Origin of the sequence: Paenibacillus ehimensis NBRC 15659 (assembly GCF_004000785.1) — a bacterium.
In the GTDB taxonomy this organism is placed as follows: domain Bacteria; phylum Bacillota; class Bacilli; order Paenibacillales; family NBRC-103111; genus Paenibacillus_G; species Paenibacillus_G ehimensis.
The window spans coordinates 36,729-55,745 of the sequence record NZ_BILX01000028.1; the positions used below are offsets into that span (position 1 = coordinate 36,729).

At 52.7% G+C, this 19,017-nt stretch carries 11 protein-coding genes and 1 pseudogene; 5 read left to right on the plus strand and 7 right to left on the minus strand.

Translation table 11 applies throughout. The features are described 5' to 3' along the window. Positions 1–173 precede the first annotated feature (173 nt). The 3 genes from PEH01S_RS17335 (at position 174) to nfsA (ending at position 9,511) form a co-directional block, all read left to right on the plus strand. Entirely contained in the window at positions 174–1,313 is a 1,140-nt protein-coding gene (locus PEH01S_RS17335) for an S-layer homology domain-containing protein (protein WP_025847469.1), read from the plus strand. Positions 1,314–2,186: 873 nt separating this feature from the next. Next, on the plus strand, positions 2,187–8,576 hold the full coding sequence (locus PEH01S_RS17340) for a hypothetical protein (protein WP_164827897.1): 6,390 nt from the start codon (positions 2,187–2,189) through the stop codon (positions 8,574–8,576). Between the two features lie 200 nt (positions 8,577–8,776). Beyond that, positions 8,777–9,511 (plus strand): oxygen-insensitive NADPH nitroreductase, encoded by a 735-nt coding sequence (nfsA, locus tag PEH01S_RS17345; RefSeq protein WP_127486993.1) that lies wholly within the window; start codon positions 8,777–8,779, stop codon positions 9,509–9,511. 2 nt (positions 9,512–9,513) lie between these two features. Here nfsA and PEH01S_RS17350 read toward each other — a convergent pair. Continuing rightward, a pseudogene (locus PEH01S_RS17350) lies at positions 9,514–10,127 on the minus strand (DNA alkylation repair protein). A gap of 210 nt (positions 10,128–10,337) precedes the next feature. Here PEH01S_RS17350 and PEH01S_RS17355 point away from each other — a divergent pair. Continuing rightward, a complete protein-coding gene (locus PEH01S_RS17355) occupies positions 10,338–10,772 on the plus strand; it encodes a DUF6526 family protein (protein WP_025847477.1) in 435 nt (144 codons plus the stop codon). A gap of 533 nt (positions 10,773–11,305) precedes the next feature. Here PEH01S_RS17355 and PEH01S_RS17360 read toward each other — a convergent pair. The 3 genes from PEH01S_RS17360 to PEH01S_RS17370 form a co-directional block, all read right to left on the minus strand. Beyond that, positions 11,306–12,145 (minus strand): sugar phosphate isomerase/epimerase family protein, encoded by an 840-nt coding sequence (locus PEH01S_RS17360; RefSeq protein ID WP_127486995.1) that lies wholly within the window; start codon positions 12,143–12,145, stop codon positions 11,306–11,308. Between the two features lie 299 nt (positions 12,146–12,444). Continuing rightward, a complete protein-coding gene (locus PEH01S_RS17365; protein WP_127486997.1) occupies positions 12,445–14,079 on the minus strand; it encodes a DUF4179 domain-containing protein in 1,635 nt (544 codons plus the stop codon). Continuing rightward, entirely contained in the window at positions 14,057–14,641 is a 585-nt protein-coding gene (locus tag PEH01S_RS17370; RefSeq protein WP_246062967.1) for an RNA polymerase sigma factor, read from the minus strand. Before PEH01S_RS17370 ends, PEH01S_RS17365 begins: the two co-directional genes overlap by 23 nt. A gap of 190 nt (positions 14,642–14,831) precedes the next feature. Between PEH01S_RS17370 and PEH01S_RS17375 the strand changes: the two genes are divergently transcribed. Beyond that, positions 14,832–15,758 carry a M15 family metallopeptidase gene (locus PEH01S_RS17375; protein ID WP_025847484.1) on the plus strand — a complete coding sequence of 309 codons (927 nt, stop codon included), beginning with the start codon at positions 14,832–14,834 and terminating at the stop codon, positions 15,756–15,758. A gap of 77 nt (positions 15,759–15,835) precedes the next feature. Here PEH01S_RS17375 and PEH01S_RS17380 read toward each other — a convergent pair whose 3' ends face one another. The 3 genes from PEH01S_RS17380 to PEH01S_RS17390 form a co-directional block, all read right to left on the minus strand. After that, on the minus strand, positions 15,836–17,398 hold the full coding sequence (locus PEH01S_RS17380; protein ID WP_164827899.1) for a copper amine oxidase N-terminal domain-containing protein: 1,563 nt from the start codon (positions 17,396–17,398) through the stop codon (positions 15,836–15,838). A gap of 116 nt (positions 17,399–17,514) precedes the next feature. After that, positions 17,515–18,519 carry a YeiH family protein gene (locus PEH01S_RS17385; RefSeq protein ID WP_025847488.1) on the minus strand — a complete coding sequence of 335 codons (1,005 nt, stop codon included), beginning with the start codon at positions 18,517–18,519 and terminating at the stop codon, positions 17,515–17,517. A 124-nt stretch (positions 18,520–18,643) separates the two neighbouring features. Continuing rightward, a complete protein-coding gene (locus PEH01S_RS17390; protein ID WP_127487003.1) occupies positions 18,644–18,919 on the minus strand; it encodes a hypothetical protein in 276 nt (91 codons plus the stop codon). Positions 18,920–19,017 lie beyond the last annotated feature (98 nt).

The window sequence follows — 19,017 nt, forward strand, 5'->3', positions numbered from 1 at the left end:
CAACGAATGATGAGCGGAAGAACCGCCTTATCCATGCTTTAGTGGGTAGGGCGGTTTTTGTGTTTTTGGAGCAAGAAAAATCTGTAAATTAAGCACGGTCATGGTACAATGGACCTAGTCCTTTTGGATCTGGAAATACATAACTTCGAATTCACTCGAAAGGAAGATGTTTGATGAAGCGAATTGTCCCCCTGGTCGTATCCATGATGTTAATGAGCGCCTGCAGTCCCAATGCTCATACGCTGGTTGCCGCAGAGCAGCCGAACTCGGCCGTGGAGCCAAAAGCAGGCGTGTCTTTAAACGATATTTCCGGGCATTGGGCGGAATCCGATATTAAGGCGATTGTGGCAGCCGGATACGTTGACGGTTATCCGGACGGATCGTTCAAACCGGACCACACCGTTACGAGGGCCGAATTTATCACCATGACGGCCAAAGCAGCCGGATTGAAGCCGGTGCCTGCTGGCGGTAACAAGGAATGGTATGCTCCTTATGTCGCAGCGCTCGTGGAAGCCGGAATCCACCAATACAAGGACTTTTCTTCCGGTGACTGGAATACGCCTATTACCCGGCTGGAAATGGCCCGCCTCGCCGTCCGGGCATCGGACAAATCGCTGCAGTCGCCTGAGGATAGCACCGACGCGAAAAAATTTATGTTTTTGGCCACGCAGAAGGGATTGATCACGGGTCTGGCCGGCGGCGAGCTTGGAAAAGAAGAATCGGCCACGCGAGCGCAATCCGTGAAGATCATTCAGCGGATTTTGGATGTGAGCCAGGGCAAGAAGCTTGAAATAGACAAGCGTGCGGCGAGCTATGCGGAAGTGGAGTTGACGGGAAGTAACGTGCAGACGATGTGGGGAAGCCATGTGGTTGAGCTGCCTTATAAGATGCCGTTGCGGAATACGAAAGCTACCGTGACGATCAGGCAAATTTTGATCATTGACTTGAAGGAAAATGACGGGGCCTATAGGACAATGTTTAATGGTGAACTAAGGAAAGTTGATGGTAAACCAATTGGCGATGAATATTTGGTTGCTTTGAAAATAGATCTAAAAAACGAAACGGGGGGCCCACTTGATTACTCATTGTGGGGGCAATTATCTCCTGATTTAGAGGCTACACAAGTAAATATGCTTGATAAGAATCAGGAAGTAGATGATAGATTTTTGATACCCAAAATGAACTCTGAAGGGTGGTACCTTTTGTTAACGCCAAGAAAAGAAGCTGAGAAAGATATAAAAAAGTATGATTTTGTATATCTTAGATTACTTGAAAATAATGGGACTTCTATTGAACTGGGAAAAAAAAGATAGAAGAGGAGGAAGGCTGCTATGTTTACAAAAAGCAATTGGAAAAAAATTATTGTAGCAGCCTTAATCTTCATGTTAGCTTTCTCAGTATTCGTGTTTCTACGGCCGGATTACATCATGGCTGCGATAAATTTTAAAACGTTCGAGCCAACATCTACCCTGACGAATTATTCAATGCCCTTGAACTCAGGTACACAAAAAGTAGAACGTGTCGATGTGTACATGAAGGACTCTAAAGGTGTGGAAAGAAAGATTGATGTAAATAAGTACGAAGTAGTCACCGATCAAATCGTATTCAAAAATTTAACAGATGGCATCCCTGTTCCATTGTATGGAAGACAGTATGCAAACCCTGGACACATCATATGGCGTGATCCAAGTGGGAAGTATTGGGATACCGAAGGAGAAAGAACGAAGCATTACCAATTTGAGGGAAGTTGTATTAGTTCCCCGGATCCAGTTCCTTCTCCTTGCCCTGGTTTGTTCCCTAATGATGCAACAATCTATCCTCCCGATGGCAAGAGTTTCCCAGGGGAATACGCTGTCTTTGATGAACCTGATTTAAGGAAATATGACGGGTCGGCAGTAACTACAGCATATCAAGTCCCCCCACCAACGGAATTCTTTTTTGATGAAGAGAGAAGAGAACCTATAAATTTTGATCGAATAGAACCTAATAGTATTACAATTAGAAATGCAATTGCTAAGTCAGAAGGATTGCTAGTTGAGGAATTTGGAAGAAAGGTGGACGGTTTTGGGTACTTAAAAGTATCGAAGCCTTTTACCTCGTCATACAATCGGTTAAATATGGATTATCTCTTTTGGCCAGAAGGTACTCCAACCTACAACAAGTATCAACAAGGACGAAATTACGTGATGGGTGCTGATACATATTGGACCGCCACGACCTACAAATTCGAAGGCCGCATTGAAGTGTTCTACAAAGCGCCTACCTTTCCCGACCTGATCCCTATCGATCTCAAGTCGAACGGACCGGTGAAGATCGGCGAACCGACGACGTTCACCTACACATTCCGTAACGTCGGAGAGCCGGTCAAAAACAAAACCTTCTCGATCCTGATCCAGAACCGTTCCAACGGCCAAACGATTCACAAGGCGTCGTTTACGAACGCCGAGCAGAACGTGGATATTACCGGCACGTTTCAGTATACGGTGACGGACCCGGGGAAGCTATTGACCGGATTTTATGTCGATTCGGACAATACAATCGATGAAGGTACGACAGGCGGGGAAGACAATAACTATAAGCCGTTTGATTTTCCGGTCGATATCGGCATCGACGGTGACTTTCGAATTAGGCCCGGACCGACGATCAAAATCCGGGACAACTTCGAACTGGAGCCTGTTGATTTTAAAATCCCGAAAGGCTGTACCTATTTCGGTCATCAATACCGGTTCAACTATAACGGCCAGACATGGTCGACGAATCGGGTGAAAGGGCAATCGCAGAACAGCGCATTCCCCTATCCGAATGGGAGACCGTTTTATTTTGGAGAAGGGAGCAACTACATAAGTCTGAAAATTCAAACTTCTTGTGGCGAAACGGACTGGATTAAGGAAAAACCGTTAACGGTTCTCCCCGATCCGAACAATAAACCGCCCTATTTTCAGGCAGGTTGGTTTTACGATCAAGATCGGAACGGGATCTATCCGCCGGAATATTTTTTGGTAGGCGATATGGTCAACGTCCGCGTTATTCACAACCAGTACACGAATCCAAAGTCGCCATCGGACCCGGACAACGATCCGATCCAGTGGAAATGGGATTTTGATTCCGGTTCGCACCCTTGGGTTCAAAAGTTAGCGAAGCAGCTGCACGAAGATTGGGGCAAGACGCTCGACGCCGAAGGCTATTACCACATCAAAGCGGATACGCCGGGAACTTTCTCCGTGAAAGTTACGGCGGATGACGGGCGCGGCGGGATGCGAACTGAAAACGTACCCTTGACTGTGATGGAACCGAATCCGATCCCGGTCTGCACCGCGCCAGCGGAGATTAAGGAAAATCGTCCGATCCCTGCCGGAGCGATCCACGCGAATAAAAGCTGGAGCCCGGCGAGACGTTCCATTGATCACTCGAAGGACTTGTGGGTTAACAAGCTTGATAAGTACTATAACGGCACCTTGCAGGACGTTACCGCGACCGTTACGCTGGCAAAAGTCGTGGACAGCACGGGCATGGAATCGACCGGCTACAGCACGTGCAGCATTACGGTGCACCCGGACTTGCCTCCGATAGGCAAAATCGTCGTGCCGCCGCTCGGTATCCGGAATCAGCCCATCACCATCAGGAACCAATCGTACTCGCCGGACGGCGATCAGATCGTTTCCGTCAAATGGCGTTTCAAATACGACGCTGCAAACAACGGTTTTCAGGACGATCCGTGGTTGGATATCCTAGGGACAGACAACAGAGTCGTATCCTTTGATAACAACACGCTTGTATTTAAGACTGACATGGTCGGTAAATACCTGTTCGATGTTCAAGTGACGGAGGACTACGGGAAAAGCGCCCTGGCATCCGATACGCAACCGGAAGCGCCGCGTACGATGGATATCGTCAACAATGCGCCGCACGTTTCCTTTGCCATCGAAGGGCAAAACGATCAACCGGGTATGAATCCGCCTATTGTGTTTAACGCCAATACAATTGTAAATACGTGGACTCTGTTCGATACGAACACAAATAACCGGATCAACAACTATGTTTACCGGTGGGCTGCCGAAGGTAACGCCGTCCTGCGTGCGGGCTTGGGAAGAGAAACGGAGCGTCAGGAAAGCATCATCAAGCGAGATAGCCCGCCACAGGGACCTACCAACGTTTTCGGAACGTTCTTATGGCCGGACCTCGGTTTCGGCGCAAACTTTGTCAGCGCGTATAAAGGTACGGTTTACCAGTGGGTGAACGGCAGACCCACGCTGACCAGTACACCCGTCTTAGTCCCATCAACGATATGGGATCCAGATGCAAGGACGTATGTGGACGGGTATGCTCCGGCGAAGTTCAATTCGATCGTACGTACGAACAAAACATATCTTTATTTTGACGAGGGCTCGAAGCTGTATGCCTTTAATAAAAAGAAGCTGCCGCAGTACAGCAGAAAATGGAACAATTCCGCTAACAACCTGTTTCATCTATGGGATCGGGACCCGTATGATTTTATCCTCGCGCCGGACAAGTATACCGTCGCCGTACCGTTCCGGGATTCTCCGAATGGGCCGACCTATACGAAAGAAGTATACTTGGAGAGCGAGTATCAAGGTTCTGTGAAGTATGAGGTCGCAGGCGGAATCATCTACAAGGTTTCGAACATCAAAATGTATGACTATTTCACCACTTGCCGTAACGATGATGGTTCGAGAAGCTGGACGTGCGGCGTCGGCAAGGCCAACAACTCCTTTATGATCGAGGCATACGATGCGTATACCGGTAAGCTGCTTTCGAGTAATAAAGATAACCCGCTTAAGAGCGGCTGGGAAGTGCTTGGGATGTCGGTTGATGAAAAGGAATATACGGGGCGGAAGACATTCTCGCTATTAACCAAGGGCGAAAGCCTGGTCATCGTATACCAAAGAGGCTTTGATCAGCCGCGCGAGATTGGATTCGTCGAGATTAATCCGCAGCTCCAGGAAGTCAGAAGAGGCGGGCAATCGTTCCCGGACAGCACGATTAAATATCAAAGAAAATATTATAATACGATGCTGGGGCGCCCGGTTCCCGAACAGTATCCGGAAACCTACCAATGCAGATACAGCGATCTAAACGGGTTATGGAAAGGGCCTGACGGGGAGTTTTACACCTACATCAAGCGTTCCTGCGACCGGGACGACGGCTACATCAAAATCGACAGAAGGTATAACGAAGATGCTCCGATCGGCGTTTATCTGCTGCGCATCAATAAGGACTTGAGCATGGGATGGACCGCCAGGTTGGCGGGCATGGACTGGTCGTATCCTTCTAACACATCAATGGGAGGGGAAATGCTTTACAACAATTTTACGGCGTTGATCGTGAATCCATATCATCGGACCTTACTGGCCCGGAGTCATACCAATATGGATCTTATGAATGGCCGTGGCGCCCATCACGAATATGGACAATATGTCAGTATGGACACAGGTGCGGTATCGGACGGACCTTATCCATCCAACTATCCGTACACGGTTGGCGTAACACCTGGGGGCGGATTCGATGGTGGAGGCGGAGGCTGCTCCTGGGCGACGGATGGAAAATGCAGCCGTTTCAATGTTCATGAGGGCGAATTATTGAATGAAGCGTCGAACGAACAAGAGCGGGGAGACAATTACTTAGGCGGATTTTATGTAGGGGACGGCCTGTTTTTGGGAATGTACAATACGGTGAAAAGACAAACGGGCAATGGCTATTATTTCACGGAAACGGATAAGTATATGTACCTCGAAAGCGGTCCATTGGATCAAGACCCGGTATTGCGGAAAGGGTTTGTTCTCGGCCAGTTTGTTTCGCCGGACAGCTATCGTGATACGGACATTACGTTCCGAATGAAAATGACAAGTCCGAGCGAGGATACGAGTCTCAGCGGTTTTTCGTTCCGAATGCTCGACCCGACCAACCGGTACAGTCTGGAAACGGACGGCTCGACACTGTATTTAAGCCGTTACGTCGGCGGCAGCCGAACCGTGCTTCGCAGCCAGGCATGGCCGTTCGATAACACGGACAATTTGTTCAAGATCAGCCTGTCAGGCGATACGATTCAAGTATTCATGAACGGCGTGCCGGTGTTTGAGGTACAGGACGCGACGTTCACCGATGGAAAAATGGGGCCTTTCACGGACAAATCGTTTGTCACGTTCACGGCCATTTCCGTCAAACAGAACCAAGATAGCCGGGATTGGATGTCCGACTACGCCATTTGGGAGAACGGATCGGCTTCGGCCAACGTCCGGTATAAAAATATTTTGTTCGAAGATCCGGAATACGATCCGATGGCCGGCAACTTCCGCTGGGGAGTTACGCATACGCCGAAGTTCCTAAATAATCAGGGGCTGTCGGCACTAAACGGGAAGACGTTCGAGGCTCCGCAGCAAACCTTTGACGCGGTCGGGGTATATTTGCTCACGCTACGGGCGCAAGACGATCCGAACCGGAACTATTTATGGGCGAGCATGGTATTCGATCAGTATCGCAAATGGTCCAATACGTTCCAGAAAAAATTGACGGTTCACCGCAGGCCAATCGCACAGTTCACGCTCTCGGAGAACGGGGACGGTACGGTCGTCTGGAATGATACGTCCTACGATCCGGACCGGTTCGATCCGAATCGGGCGGCTTGGGACCCGGCACGCTGCAGCGCGTCCGATGTGACGGGCTACGATTATTGCCGCATGCGCGGGATCGTTTCCCGGGAGTACGGCTACGTTGACCCCGACGGTAATTTTGTCGCCGAAAAGCTGACGAGGCCGAAAAAGCCTGGACTTTATACCGCGTATTTACAGGTCATCGATGAGTACGGGGCAAAGTCTTACCCTGCTACCGCTTCGATCCAGCTCAAAGGCAACGTCCCTGAAATTCCAAAACCGACGGTCCAGCTAACGTATCCGATCGGAACGCGGGATAATCCGACACTGGAACACGGAACGAGACCGACGATCCATTGGAGGCAGGATGACCCGGCGGGCCATTCGTTTACGGGGTACGAGGTTCAAATCATGGATTCGTATGGAAGTCTCGTCATCAGCAGCGGGGAAACAAGCCAGAATGCGCCGCCGCATAGTACGGCATCGTGGCAGGTGACGACGGATTTGATCCGTGGCGAGCTGTATCAAGTTCGGGTGCGTGCGCAAAATCCATACTATTGGACGGAATGGTCCAATATCGGATGGATCGTCATCAATTCGGCGCCAAAGGTTGTCATTACGCATCCGAACGGACCCGACGCCTATAACCCGACGCTTATTCTGGATAACAAACGACCGTTGATTACTTGGATTCAGTCGGACGGCCAGAAGAACTACTACGCGAAAATGTACATCGAAATTTTGGACGAGACCGGCGGCATGGTCTACAATACCGGATGGAATGCGTATCAGAACACCACGGCAACAACGAATAGCTTCCAAGTGCCGACAGAGCTGCCGACAGGCGTTCCTTTGCAAGCACGGATGAAGGTCACCGATGACGATCCGAGCCTATGGTCCGAATGGAGCAACACTGTATGGTTCTACATCAACATGACGCCGACCGTGACGATGAACGTACCTTCCGGAACGCAAGCGAATCCGACGCCGATGAGCCCGACGCCAACGGTTTCGTTCACCCAGAGCGATCCGGACCCGAACACGACGTTCACGAAATATCAAGTCCAATTCATCAATGAAGCGGGAAATACCGTGCTCTATGATACGGGAGAACAAGGGCAGCACCTTCAAGGGCAGGTATCGATACAAAGCGTCTCCGTTCCCAAGGACCACCCGCTGCCGGCGGGAGCCAAAGTTCAGGTTCGGGCGCGTGCCTTTGACGGATTTGTATGGTCGGCATGGTCTGCGCCAACTTGGTTGCTGACGAACCGCCCTCCGACGGGAAATATTACGTTTGTCACGCCGATTTACGAGCATGATACCCCCGTATTCACCGTCTCGGTCTCCGATCCGGACGGCGACGCGATCGACGTCACCGTGGAAAGCAGCTTGAACGGCGGCGCGTTCGGAATCATTCAGCAGTGGAGCGCTGTTCCGTCCGGGCAAAGCAAGGCGTTCACCTACGGGCCGCTGCCTCAAGGAAACTACACCTTGCGGTTATCCCTCAGCGACGGCAAGGGCGGAACGTTCAGCCAGATCTATTCGTTCGTCGTATTGCCGCTGTCAATTAAGGGTTATGTCACACATACGCCGGAGTGGGAAAGCTACCGGCTGCTGTGGAACGAGAAGCACCCGGATGCGTCCCGGGCGGCCGACGTCTTTTGGGCTGGGGAAGCGTTCGAGCTGTCGGCGACGGTGACCGATACCGGTACCAGCGCAACCAAGCCGCAGTCGGTCGATGCGACGCTTTTGGGAACCGGCGAGCAAGTCAAGCTTGATTCCTCCGACCGCATCCGCTTCGGCGGTCAGCTTGTCAATCCGGATCATGCCCAATCGCTGCGCAGCGGACAAACCTATACGTTCCGGTTCCGCGTGCACTGGAGCAACGGCTTAGTTCAGACCGACGATGTGCCGGTCAAAATTCAAGGGAGCATATATGATGTGATCGTCAATCAGATCCGGCATTGATGGCGTGCGAGTTCGTCTGAAATAGGCGATAGCTCAAGGACTAGCCGCACGCTTTCCCACCCGGTTTGACGATCCGAATCTAAACATTTACAATTTAAGGCAGGCATGTCAACCAGTCTGCTGGAGACCCCCGACAGGGGGTCTTTCGTATTCGCATTCCATTCCATTCCATTCCATTCCATTCGGAGGTGCAACCATTCATGAACGCCGTAATTGATCTGCTCCAAAGCCACCGCTCCATCCGCAAATTCAAGGACGTTCCGCTGCAGCCGGAACACATCGACGCCATCGTCGCTTCCGCTCAAATGGCCTCGACTTCAAGCAACGTCCAAGCCTACAGCATCATTGCCGTGACCGACACGGAGAAAAAGCAGGAGCTGGCCCGGCTCGCCGGAAATCAGGCCTATGTCGAGCATTCCGGCCTGTTCCTTGTGTTCTGTGCAGATTTGTACCGGCTCCGCGAAGCGACCGAGCTTAACGGCGAGACGTTCCATCAAAATACGGAAAGCTTCATCGTTGCCACCGTCGATGCGACGCTTGCCGCGCAAAATGCCGCTGTCGCCGCCGAATCGCTAGGTTTCGGCATCGTGTACATTGGGGGTATCCGCAACGCGCCCGAGGACGTAAGCCGGCTGCTCCAACTGCCCGAGCTCGTCTATCCGGTGTTCGGCATGTGTATCGGCGTGCCCGATCAAGAGCCTTCGGCCCGGCCGCGGCTGCCGCAGCAGGCCGTCCTGCACTATAACGGCTACCATACGGACGATGTACGCCAGCACATCGAAACGTACGACGAGACGATGCAGGAGTATTACCGGACGCGAACCGGAGGCAAAACGGTGACCACCTGGTCCAGAGGGATGGCGGACAAATTCCGGCAGCCGGTACGCGCGCATGTGCGAAGCTTTTTGGAAAGCCGGGGCTTTAAGCTGGAATAGCGTTATTGCGGCTTCCGCCGATCTGCATATTTAAGCGCTTCACGGATACTGAGCGGCGATAGCGCAGTTTCGGCGACGAACCTGCGGACCGCCGCTTCGTCCGTTTTGGAATATTCCCGGAGCGCCCAACCGATCGCCTTCCGGATGAAAAACTCCTTCGAGTCCGCGCATTGCCGGATCAGATCAAAAAGTAAAGCCGCATCCGTCCGCTCCTTGAGCGAAGCTGGAACAATAAAGCCGTCCGCTGCAGCCACATCGAATTCGAAGCCATCCATCTTTGCGTGCGGACCGGAATTAGCCCGGGAAACCGGGTGAACAACTCTCCTACCGCATGTCCCGCCAATTCATCCACCGTATCCCACCACGATTTGGTCGTTATGAGCTCTTCCAAAAGCTCGATTCGGGATGCATCTGCGGTCTTGCTCCTTTTCCCGAGCAGCGTTAGCGCCGCATACTGGAATTCGCGTTCCGGCTGCGCCCATAATTCCCGGACCGCTTTTTCCAATTCCCCATTTTCCGGCACGCCGTTCTCTTGCAGAAACTGCCGGACAAGCGCCGCGCGTTCAGGCGATTTGATCCCCAGAAAAGCGAATTGGCCGCGTATATAATCCTGCATCGGACCTGCCAAATCCGGGTTCGCATGGGATCGCAGGCGGGCCTGCAAACGTCCGGCATAATCGGAAGTAACGTAAGCCAAGAAACCAACCTCCAGTATCTTTATTTTCTTCACTTTACAAAAAAGCGGTCAGGCAAGCAACAAAGGGCGTGGTAAATTATTGAAACCGGTTATACAATAAAATTAACCTGACGACGGGAGGAAAATCGTTTGGAAACCCAACAGTACGCCAACCACCGCAAATTCGATCCGCTGTTCCATTTTGTACTTCTTTGGCTGACTTTGATCGTTCTCGTCGGCGCCATTGTTTATGCCGTCCGTTCCCTGATAGCGGGAGAAGGCGTGTCCGCCGCGCTGCTTCTGCTCGGGCTAAGCGTCATCGCTGCCATCCTGGTCATGTTGGTACGGACGTATGCGCTCAAGGCTCAAGACCGAGCCATCCGGGCGGAAGAACAGCTCCGGCACTTTATCCTGACCGGCAAGCCCATGGATCCCCGGTTATCGCTGCGACAAATCATCGCTTTGCGATTCGCCGGCGATCAGGAATATCCGAAGCTGTGCCGCCAAGCGGCGGAAGACAACATGCGGCCCGATGACATCAAGAAAGCGATCCGGACTTGGCGGGCGGATCACCACCGGCTGTAACAAGCCATGGCAAGCCTGGCGTGAATAGAGGAACTGGAATGAGCTATAGGCTTCACCCGACGCCTTTGGCAATAATTAAAGGAACTGCGATGCGCTATAACTTCCTTTTGAGGCAAAACGAACTATTTTCGACACCAATAACGAACGTATGTTGCTCTATATTTTGTCAGAGGCCACGATCCCTCGGTTAGCACATCGGAGTTCCTCTATTCGCCCTCAAACCAACGGGTCCGACGATCCGCCGCCATGCAGCGCCACAATGCCGCAAAGCCTGCCGGGAAAATCCTGCGTTGGGAGAAATTCCCTGTTTTGGGGATCAGTCCGCACAGCCTTCGGACCCGCTTTTTCATCCTTAGAGACTAACAGGATGATCTCTCGCGGATTCGACCACGATCATGCGGCTCCGTGTCGTGTACCGCGAGGAGTGCAGCAGATAAGGACCGGAGGAAGACACAAGTAAGTCCGGGGAAATTACATAAAAAAGAAAAAACACGCCAAACGACGTGTTTTAACCCCACACCTGCACTTCCATTCTACAGTTTAGCCAGAATCGCCTTCAGGTTGTCAATCGAGCGGACGGAGCCTTCCTTCTGCTCGTCATCGCCTTCGTATTCCACGGTCAACCAGCCCTGATAGCCGCTTCGTTTCAGCTTGCCAAGCAAATGCTTCAAATCGACGATGCCTTCCCCCGGCACTTTTCCTGCATATAGAACCCCGCCGAGCGACTTGTACTTCCGTCCGGCATAGTCTTCACCGACAGGGAGAAAATCCTTGAAATGCACATGGGATACAACGCCAAGCAATTTGTCCATAGCTTCGTTCGGCTGATCGTCGACGAGCAGGAAATTCCCCGTGTCGAACGTGCTGCGCAGCGCAGGCGAATTCACTTCATCGATGACTTCCAGTACCTGATCGGCTTTTCCGGCAAAATACCCATGGTTTTCGAGGCACAACGTGATCCCCCGCTGCTGCGCATAAGCAGCACCTTCCTTCAGCCCCTCAATGATCCAAGCCTTCGCTTGCTCATAGGTAACGTCTGCCGCCTTGTCGCCCGAAAACACACGAACGACCTTGGCTCCAAGCTGAGCCGCTTTGTCGACGGATCCGGTCACATCCGCGATCTGCTCCCGGCGCTCCGCCGGATCGGTGACGGCGAGATTGTTGCAAGCCCCGAAGCACGCCAGCTCCAATCCGTTGCGAGCCAGCGCTTCGCGCACCTGTTGCGCATCGTCTTTTTGATCATTCCAAAAAACGCTCAGCAATTCTACGCCCTGTGCCCCTGTCTTACCGACAAAGTCAATAAAGCCGATATTGTCCATGCTTCCGTTTTGAACGTAGCGGTGAACGCTCCAAATGCTCAAGCTCGTTTTCATGCAGCAAGGCCTCCTTGAGTTCTTTTCACCCATCATATCGGAGGATAAGGAAGTTTGTAAAGGTTTTTCCCTTTTTATTAATAATTAATGGAGATTTTATTCACCAAAAAAAAACATATCGTTCACATTCTCATCTCAATCGATAACCCCATTTTGAAATCGTGACAGATCTGCATCGAGATGTACCTCGTTCCAAGCAAAAAGGACAGCTTCATCCGCTGTCCTTTCGCCTCTATGCGCCGCCCGACATACACGTTAAGGTCGCAAAATTGCCGAGCATGAAGCCCACTAGGCCTGCCTTATTGGCGATTCCCCGGGCTTCCGTTCATCTCAACCGACCAATCGACGTTGACGTATCGTTTAATAACAACGTTGCGAATCAGGGTGAGCCGTTCCGGCACGGTCAGCATCCCGGGGATTCGGAACTTATTGTCCCCTCCCAGTTCGATCGTCCAATCTGATCCGTTCAATCTCGAAAGCCCATATATCGAATGCCCTGTCATCAAAGCCGAGTACTCTTTCCCCTCCGAATTCCGTACCGTCCAATCTTCGTACGACGGCTCGTTCCAGAGTTTCCCATCGACATACAGCACGCCTTCCGTTTCCTTACTGTCCGTATCTGGCGGTTGTTTGATTGTAAATCCTTTCAACCGGATATTGTCCCCATCCGTACGGAAGAACACCGGTTCCTCCTTCAGACGGGCAGGCTCAAAGCTCACCGACGAGCCGTCCCGCTCCGCTACCGAATAACCGTCGAAGACGAAACGGTACGGCTGGTCCTCCGGCAAATCTTTAAACGTGTAGCTTAAGTGCATCAGACCGCGGCTATCCCCCGGCGTCTGAGATTTAGCCATCACACTGGGAAAATCGCCGCCTCTCCCGACGCTATGAATTTCGTTACCTGCCGCGTCCTCAAAATGAAACATCAACTCCTGCTTCTGCCACAGGTCACCCGGAGACCGCATCAATGCCTCCGGACTGAGCTCCGTATCCAATTCCAATCGAACCCCTTGCACCATTCGGGTCAACCGCTTTAAGCGAACCGTCAGACCGCCTGGGGAATTGTATTCCCCTTGCAATTCGGTAATCTTCGTTTGCTTCTGCGCCTCGGTCATATCGATCGGGAACTCGAAATTCCAGTTTCCTTTAATAACGGGAAATCCCTTTTCCCAAGGATCTCCATCCAATACACCAATCTGGCCCTCGATCGTGATGCGATTCGATGGAATCGGCTCTGAAAAAAACGCAACGAGATAATAAAAGTCACTTGTCATCCCATAATCGTATAAGCTTCCAAACACTTTCCCCTGCTCATCCTTAACAACTATGCGGTTTCCGTTTCTTTCTTCCAAGAGTTTCAAGCGTTCCCGCTCGTGCTTTCCGTCCGGGCCGAACAACTGCAGCGCCATAACAACGCGGGTAGGATCGGCGACCGCTTCGTCGATCTTCAGCGTATAGCCCTTGTCCTTCACTTTGATATTCGGATGCTGCACCAAACCGAATTCCTGTGCCCGCAGCAAGCCGATATCTACATTGTTGCGTGAAAACAAGGAACGGATGATTTCCGCGACCGTAGGAACCGAATAAAATGAGGCCACGCCCAGAAGCACAAGGATGGAAGCTACTCCTGCCGCAGCCCACCACATTTTCCTTCTGCGTTTCACCACCGCACGGCCTGCCCGTTCGGTCATCGGTGCTGGTGCTACTGACTCCATCTCTTCGTCCCGCAGCGCGGACATGACTTGATCCGTGAATGATTCCGGCAGCGTTTCCGCATACATTTCCCGGGACCACTGCTCCTGTTCCTGCAAAAGAGCGTCCTTCAAGCGTTGACAATCCGAGCAAGCGGCGATATGATCGGCGATTCCGCTGCGGTTGGTAACGGCGGACTGTGTCAGGAACATCTCCATTTCATCGCGGCTCAAGCATTTCATACTCCATCCCCTCCTTGTCCTCGATCATGAGCTGTTTAAGCCGTTTTTTCGCCCGGTACAAGTCGTTCTGGACTTTGCTGACCGGGACCTCCAACAGTTCGCCGATCTCTTCGTAGCTCAAATCATTCGTGTACCTTAACAGCAGCGCCATCCGGTAATTGGCCGGAAGCTGAGCCAGCAGCCGCTGAAATTCCGTTCGCCGCTCCGTCCGAAGCACCGATTGCTCCGGACCGTCGCTGACCGCAGCCTCGGCCTGCCCGATCGAATGCTCCTCGAATCGATACTTTTTCTTATGGTCCTTCAGCAGATTGGCGGCTATCGCATACAACCAGGAAGCAAAGCTTTTGTCCGGTTGGTGCGATGCAAGCTTGCGGTAAGCCTTAATAAAGGCTTCCTGCGTCAAATCCTGCGCATCCATAGGACTGGCCCCCATCCCTCGAAGGAGGCCGTAAATTTTCTGTTTGTAGCGATCCACCAGAATGCGAAAATCTTGCTTGCTTCCCGCCACAATCCGATGAATAAGCTCCCGTTCCGACTCCTGCCGGATATCGCGTTCTTCCACCACTCGGTCCTCCTAGCGTTCTATACTGTATAGACGACGAATCGGAATCCGATCTCTCACCTTGGGGAACATTTTTGACTAGGAGGCCGACGGGAGAAAAAAAAAGAAACTTTTCGTTTCCCTGCGTCGTCTATGTAAGTAAGAACGCTAAAACGCGCGTGCATTTAAATACGGAAAGGATTTGGCTCTATTGAACTCTCGTCGTACGACCGCTGCAGCGCTGCTGCTTGCCGCCATCATGCTCGTATCCGCCGCATGCGGAGACGCCGGCAGCAAAACGCAGGCCGACTCCGCAGCAGGAACCTCGTCGCCTCCCGCCTCATCGAATACCGGATCGACGGACGCTGGCGCAGATGCAACCAAGTCGAAACCGTCCGACACACCTGCCGCTTCTACCAACGGACAGGACCAAGCTGACGCCACCCCGGGCGGCTTAAAGCAGACCGCTCAATCGGGTACCAAATCCGGTGCGAAGCAAAACGCCTCCTCCTCGGGAAAAACAGGCGACGTTCAGGTCGTCGCGAACCCGGCGGACATTGCGGTTCTTGTCAACAAAACGTATAAGCTGCCGGAAAATTACAAGCCGCAGGACTTGGTTGACCCAAATGTGCCCTTTACGTTCAAAGAAAAGCTTGAAAAGCGCAAAATGCGCAAGGAAGCGGCGGCAGCGCTCGAAAAGCTGTTTGAAGCGGCCAAGAAGGACAACCTGCCGCTGGCCGGCGTCTCCGCTTACCGCTCCCATGAAACGCAAAAAACGGTCTACAACCGTTACGTGCAAAAAGACGGCGAGGCCGCGGCGAACAAATACAGCGCCAAGCCGGGACACAGCGAGCATGAGACGGGGCTGGCCATCGATGTGGCCGGCAGCTCGGGCAAGTGCGCGGCGCAGGACTGCTTCGGCGCGACCAAGGAAGCGAAATGGCTTGCCGAGCATGCTGCCGATTACGGGTTTATCATCCGGTATCCGGAGGGCAAAGAAAGCATTACCGGCTACCAATACGAGCCTTGGCACCTCCGTTATGTCGGCGTAGACACTGCCAAAGCGATCGTCAAGCAAGGCGTGACGCTGGAAGAATACGTCAAGAACGCCGTACCTGTAGCCAAGCCAAAATCGTAACCCGTTTCACAAGAAGCAACAAAACAAACGCCTGATTCTTTTCTCCGCGAAGGATAAAGAATCAGGCGTTTTCGCTATTACGGTTTATATACTTCGATGGAGTATAAGCTTTCCTCTCCCTCGGTCTTCACCTTCGCGCCCAATTGCTCGGCCACGAACCGGACCGGAACGTAGAGCGCGCCTTGTTTCAGTACAGCGGGTTCGCCGATGTTTTTGTCCGTACCGTTCACCCGGGCCGTCGCGCTGCCCGATTGCAGGACGATCTCCGTCTCGGAGCCGGCGATGGTCAGCGTATTCGTCCCCGCATCCCATGTCACCTTGTAGCCAAGCCCTTCCCCGAGCTCTTTCCCTTGCACAAAGGCGGTATTTTGGGATGAGATATAAGCGGCATTGTAAGCGTACCCCGGATAAGCCTCCGGCCCCGATAAGGTGTTGTCCAGCTCGGATTCCGGCCAAATATAAAAGTACAGATACTTCTCCGTGATCCGAAGCTGCTCTTTCAACAGCTTATAGAAGGCCGAATCCGGCTGCACAACCTGTCTCAAGCTCTCTTCGTTCGATAACTCCTCGTAGAAGACCGCGTCCTTCGCGGAGATGATGTCCGGCTTCACCTCTCCATTGATGTTCCATCGGTCCATCCGGACGGTAAGCTTGCCTCCGCGGATTCCGTCTTCCATCCCCGGGGGGCTATGCATGGCGATTTCGGCGTTCCACTGGCGAATATGCTTGCTCTCGTCCACGAATGCATCCGCTTTGAGCTTGGTTTGGCTCAGCAGCTCCTGCTCCCAAGCTCCACCCGTTTCGGAGGTCAAATAAAGCGCAATGGCTTTCGCGCCCGTATAGACCGCTTCCGTACCGAGCTGCCGGTCTTGGAACAGCTCGTCCGCGAAGCCAAGTTCTTTTAGCTCCGGATGGAACTTATCGTAGATGACGACAGCCAGCTCGCGCAAGCCTTGGTCGTCCAAAGCCGTGTTTTTGAACAACGACCGGAATAACGAGGCAAATTCCTCTCCCGATACGTCAAACCGGAGCTGATGCCCGCTTACCGTCTGCCCCTGGATCGTCTCCGTCTTCTTCTCTACGGCGAGGGAGGCGGCGTTGGGAAGATTTTTGGCCAATAAGCCTACCGCTTTCTTGGTCACCTCTTGATGATCTACAAAGCGCATTTCCTCCATGAGCCTTTTCAGCCTATGGACCCAAAAATCGTCATACATGGTCACCTCGTGGTAGAGACCGGTCAGCTCGTTCGTACGCCAATCGGCAATGGCGATCGGCTTGTTCGCGCCCTCCACGGTCAGCAGCGCACCGTCCTTATCCAGGGAAAGGGCAAACGGAAGGTTCAGCTTGGCGGCAGAGAGCGTCCCTTTGGCCGACATCGTCTGCTCCCTTCCGTTCACCTTTAAGCTGGATACGTTTAATTGCAATCCGTTCCACAAGGCCAATCGTTCCTTGTCGTAGTCGGACAAGGCGTCCGTGTTTCCCACATCGTATTGCAGCGCCATCGACAGCGAAGCCTCGTAGGTTTCCGTCTTCCATTCGTTTTCGATAGTCTGATTCATATCCAAACCGCCAAGCGGCTGGCAGCCGGCCGTAAAAACAAGAGCCGCGCTCATGACCCATACGCCGATTTTTTTAAACAACGGGCATCTCTCCTTGGTTGTCATGTGTACTCGGCTAAAGATTCTACGGCATGGAATCGTTTTCCTCCTTTTAACGTGCAGCCAATAGAAAAAGACGTTCCCGCCTAACGGAAACGTCACATTTGACCGGTCAGCGTACCGACCGCATATCCGGTGACGGAGACGACCACCCAGACGATTAAGCCGAGAATCATCGGCCTTACCCCGGTTGCGGTCATTTGCCGGAAGTCGGCGGATAAGCCGACCGCGGTCAGCGCCACCACGATCATAAACTGCGCCGCCAGATGAATCCACTGCAGGAGCTGCTCCCCGAAAAGCCCGAGCGTGTACAGCAGCGAAGCGGCGAGAAACCACAAAATAAACCAAGGAAACACCTGTTTGATCGAAAACGATCCTCCCTCCGTGCCGGCTTCACGCTTCTTGTTCCAGCCGACGACAACCGCCATAAGGATCGCAATCGGCACGATCATCGTGGTGCGCGTCAGCTTCACGATGGTGGCGTAATCCCCTGCGGCCGTGCTGAACGCATACCCTGCGGCGACGACGGAAGACGTGTCGTTCACCGCGGTCCCCGCCCATAACCCGAAGCCTGCATCGGATAAGCCGAGCGCATGCCCGAGCGCCGGAAAAACAAGGACTGCGACGATGTTGAACAAGAAGATCGTCGAGATTGAATACGCGATCTCCGCTTCCTCCGCTTCAATGACCGGCGAGATGGCCGCGATGGCCGAACCGCCGCAAATGCCGGTCCCTGCGCCGATCAACGTCGCCATGCGCGGCGGAATGCGGAGCAGCCGTCCGAACCCGTAGGCGGCGGCGAACGAAAGCAGCAGCGTCACGATCATGACCGCGAACGTCTCCGTGCCCGTCTTCCATACCTCCGACAGGCTGAGACGGCAGCCAAGCAAAATAATTGCCCATTGAAGCACCTTTTTGGAGCAAAAACGAATGCCCTGCCATGTATTTTGCGGCTTGCGCCATAAATTGTTCACCAGGATGCCGATCACAATACCGAAGACCGAGCCGCCGATCAGCGGAAACAGCAGGCCGAGCCCGTAAGACACGGCCGCGATGACTCCCGTGAGCGCAAGACCCGGACCGAGCGATTTCAAACCGTTCATCGATGTTTCCCCCCGATTCCCCATGTACTTCCAACAGGTGTAATCGTAAGAGATTCGGGAGGAAAATACAAATACGAATCCTTGATGCTATAAATAAGCTTTTATTATGATTGACGGGAAGGCTTCAAATTTTCATCGTGAAGAGGCGGTACAGAAACGCGATGACGACACCGGTCCAGAAGAGCGCGGGAACGTGCAGCCAAGCGGCCGCTCCGCCGGCGGCGACAACGATCAGAAGGGCTATTAAAGAGGGATACAGACGGGGAGCGGCAGCCGTGCCGTCCCAATAAGTCAAAGCGTCCAGCAGCCGGTCTTGCGTCTTCGCCTCGGCTCCGCAGTGAGGGCAGATCGAAGCGTCCAAAGGATGAACGCCGGAGCAGTGAGGACAACGTGCCGTCATCGGAATCACCCATTCCTTTCGGTTAATTCATAGTTATTTTATCGGATAAATAAAGATATTGCAATCCTCCTTGGGGCCTAACGCAAAAAAACTTGCCG

Coding starts and splice junctions, on each gene's coding strand:
- PEH01S_RS17335 (WP_025847469.1), top strand. CDS start 174: ATGAAGCGAATTGTCCCCCTGGTCGTATCCATGATGTTAATGAGCGCC.
- PEH01S_RS17340 (WP_164827897.1), top strand. CDS start 2,187: ATGGGTGCTGATACATATTGGACCGCCACGACCTACAAATTCGAAGGC.
- nfsA (WP_127486993.1), top strand. CDS start 8,777: ATGAACGCCGTAATTGATCTGCTCCAAAGCCACCGCTCCATCCGCAAA.
- PEH01S_RS17360 (WP_127486995.1), bottom strand. CDS start 12,145: ATGAAAACGAGCTTGAGCATTTGGAGCGTTCACCGCTACGTTCAAAAC.
- PEH01S_RS17365 (WP_127486997.1), bottom strand. CDS start 14,079: ATGAAATGCTTGAGCCGCGATGAAATGGAGATGTTCCTGACACAGTCC.
- PEH01S_RS17385 (WP_025847488.1), bottom strand. CDS start 18,519: ATGAACGGTTTGAAATCGCTCGGTCCGGGTCTTGCGCTCACGGGAGTC.
- PEH01S_RS17390 (WP_127487003.1), bottom strand. CDS start 18,919: ATGACGGCACGTTGTCCTCACTGCTCCGGCGTTCATCCTTTGGACGCT.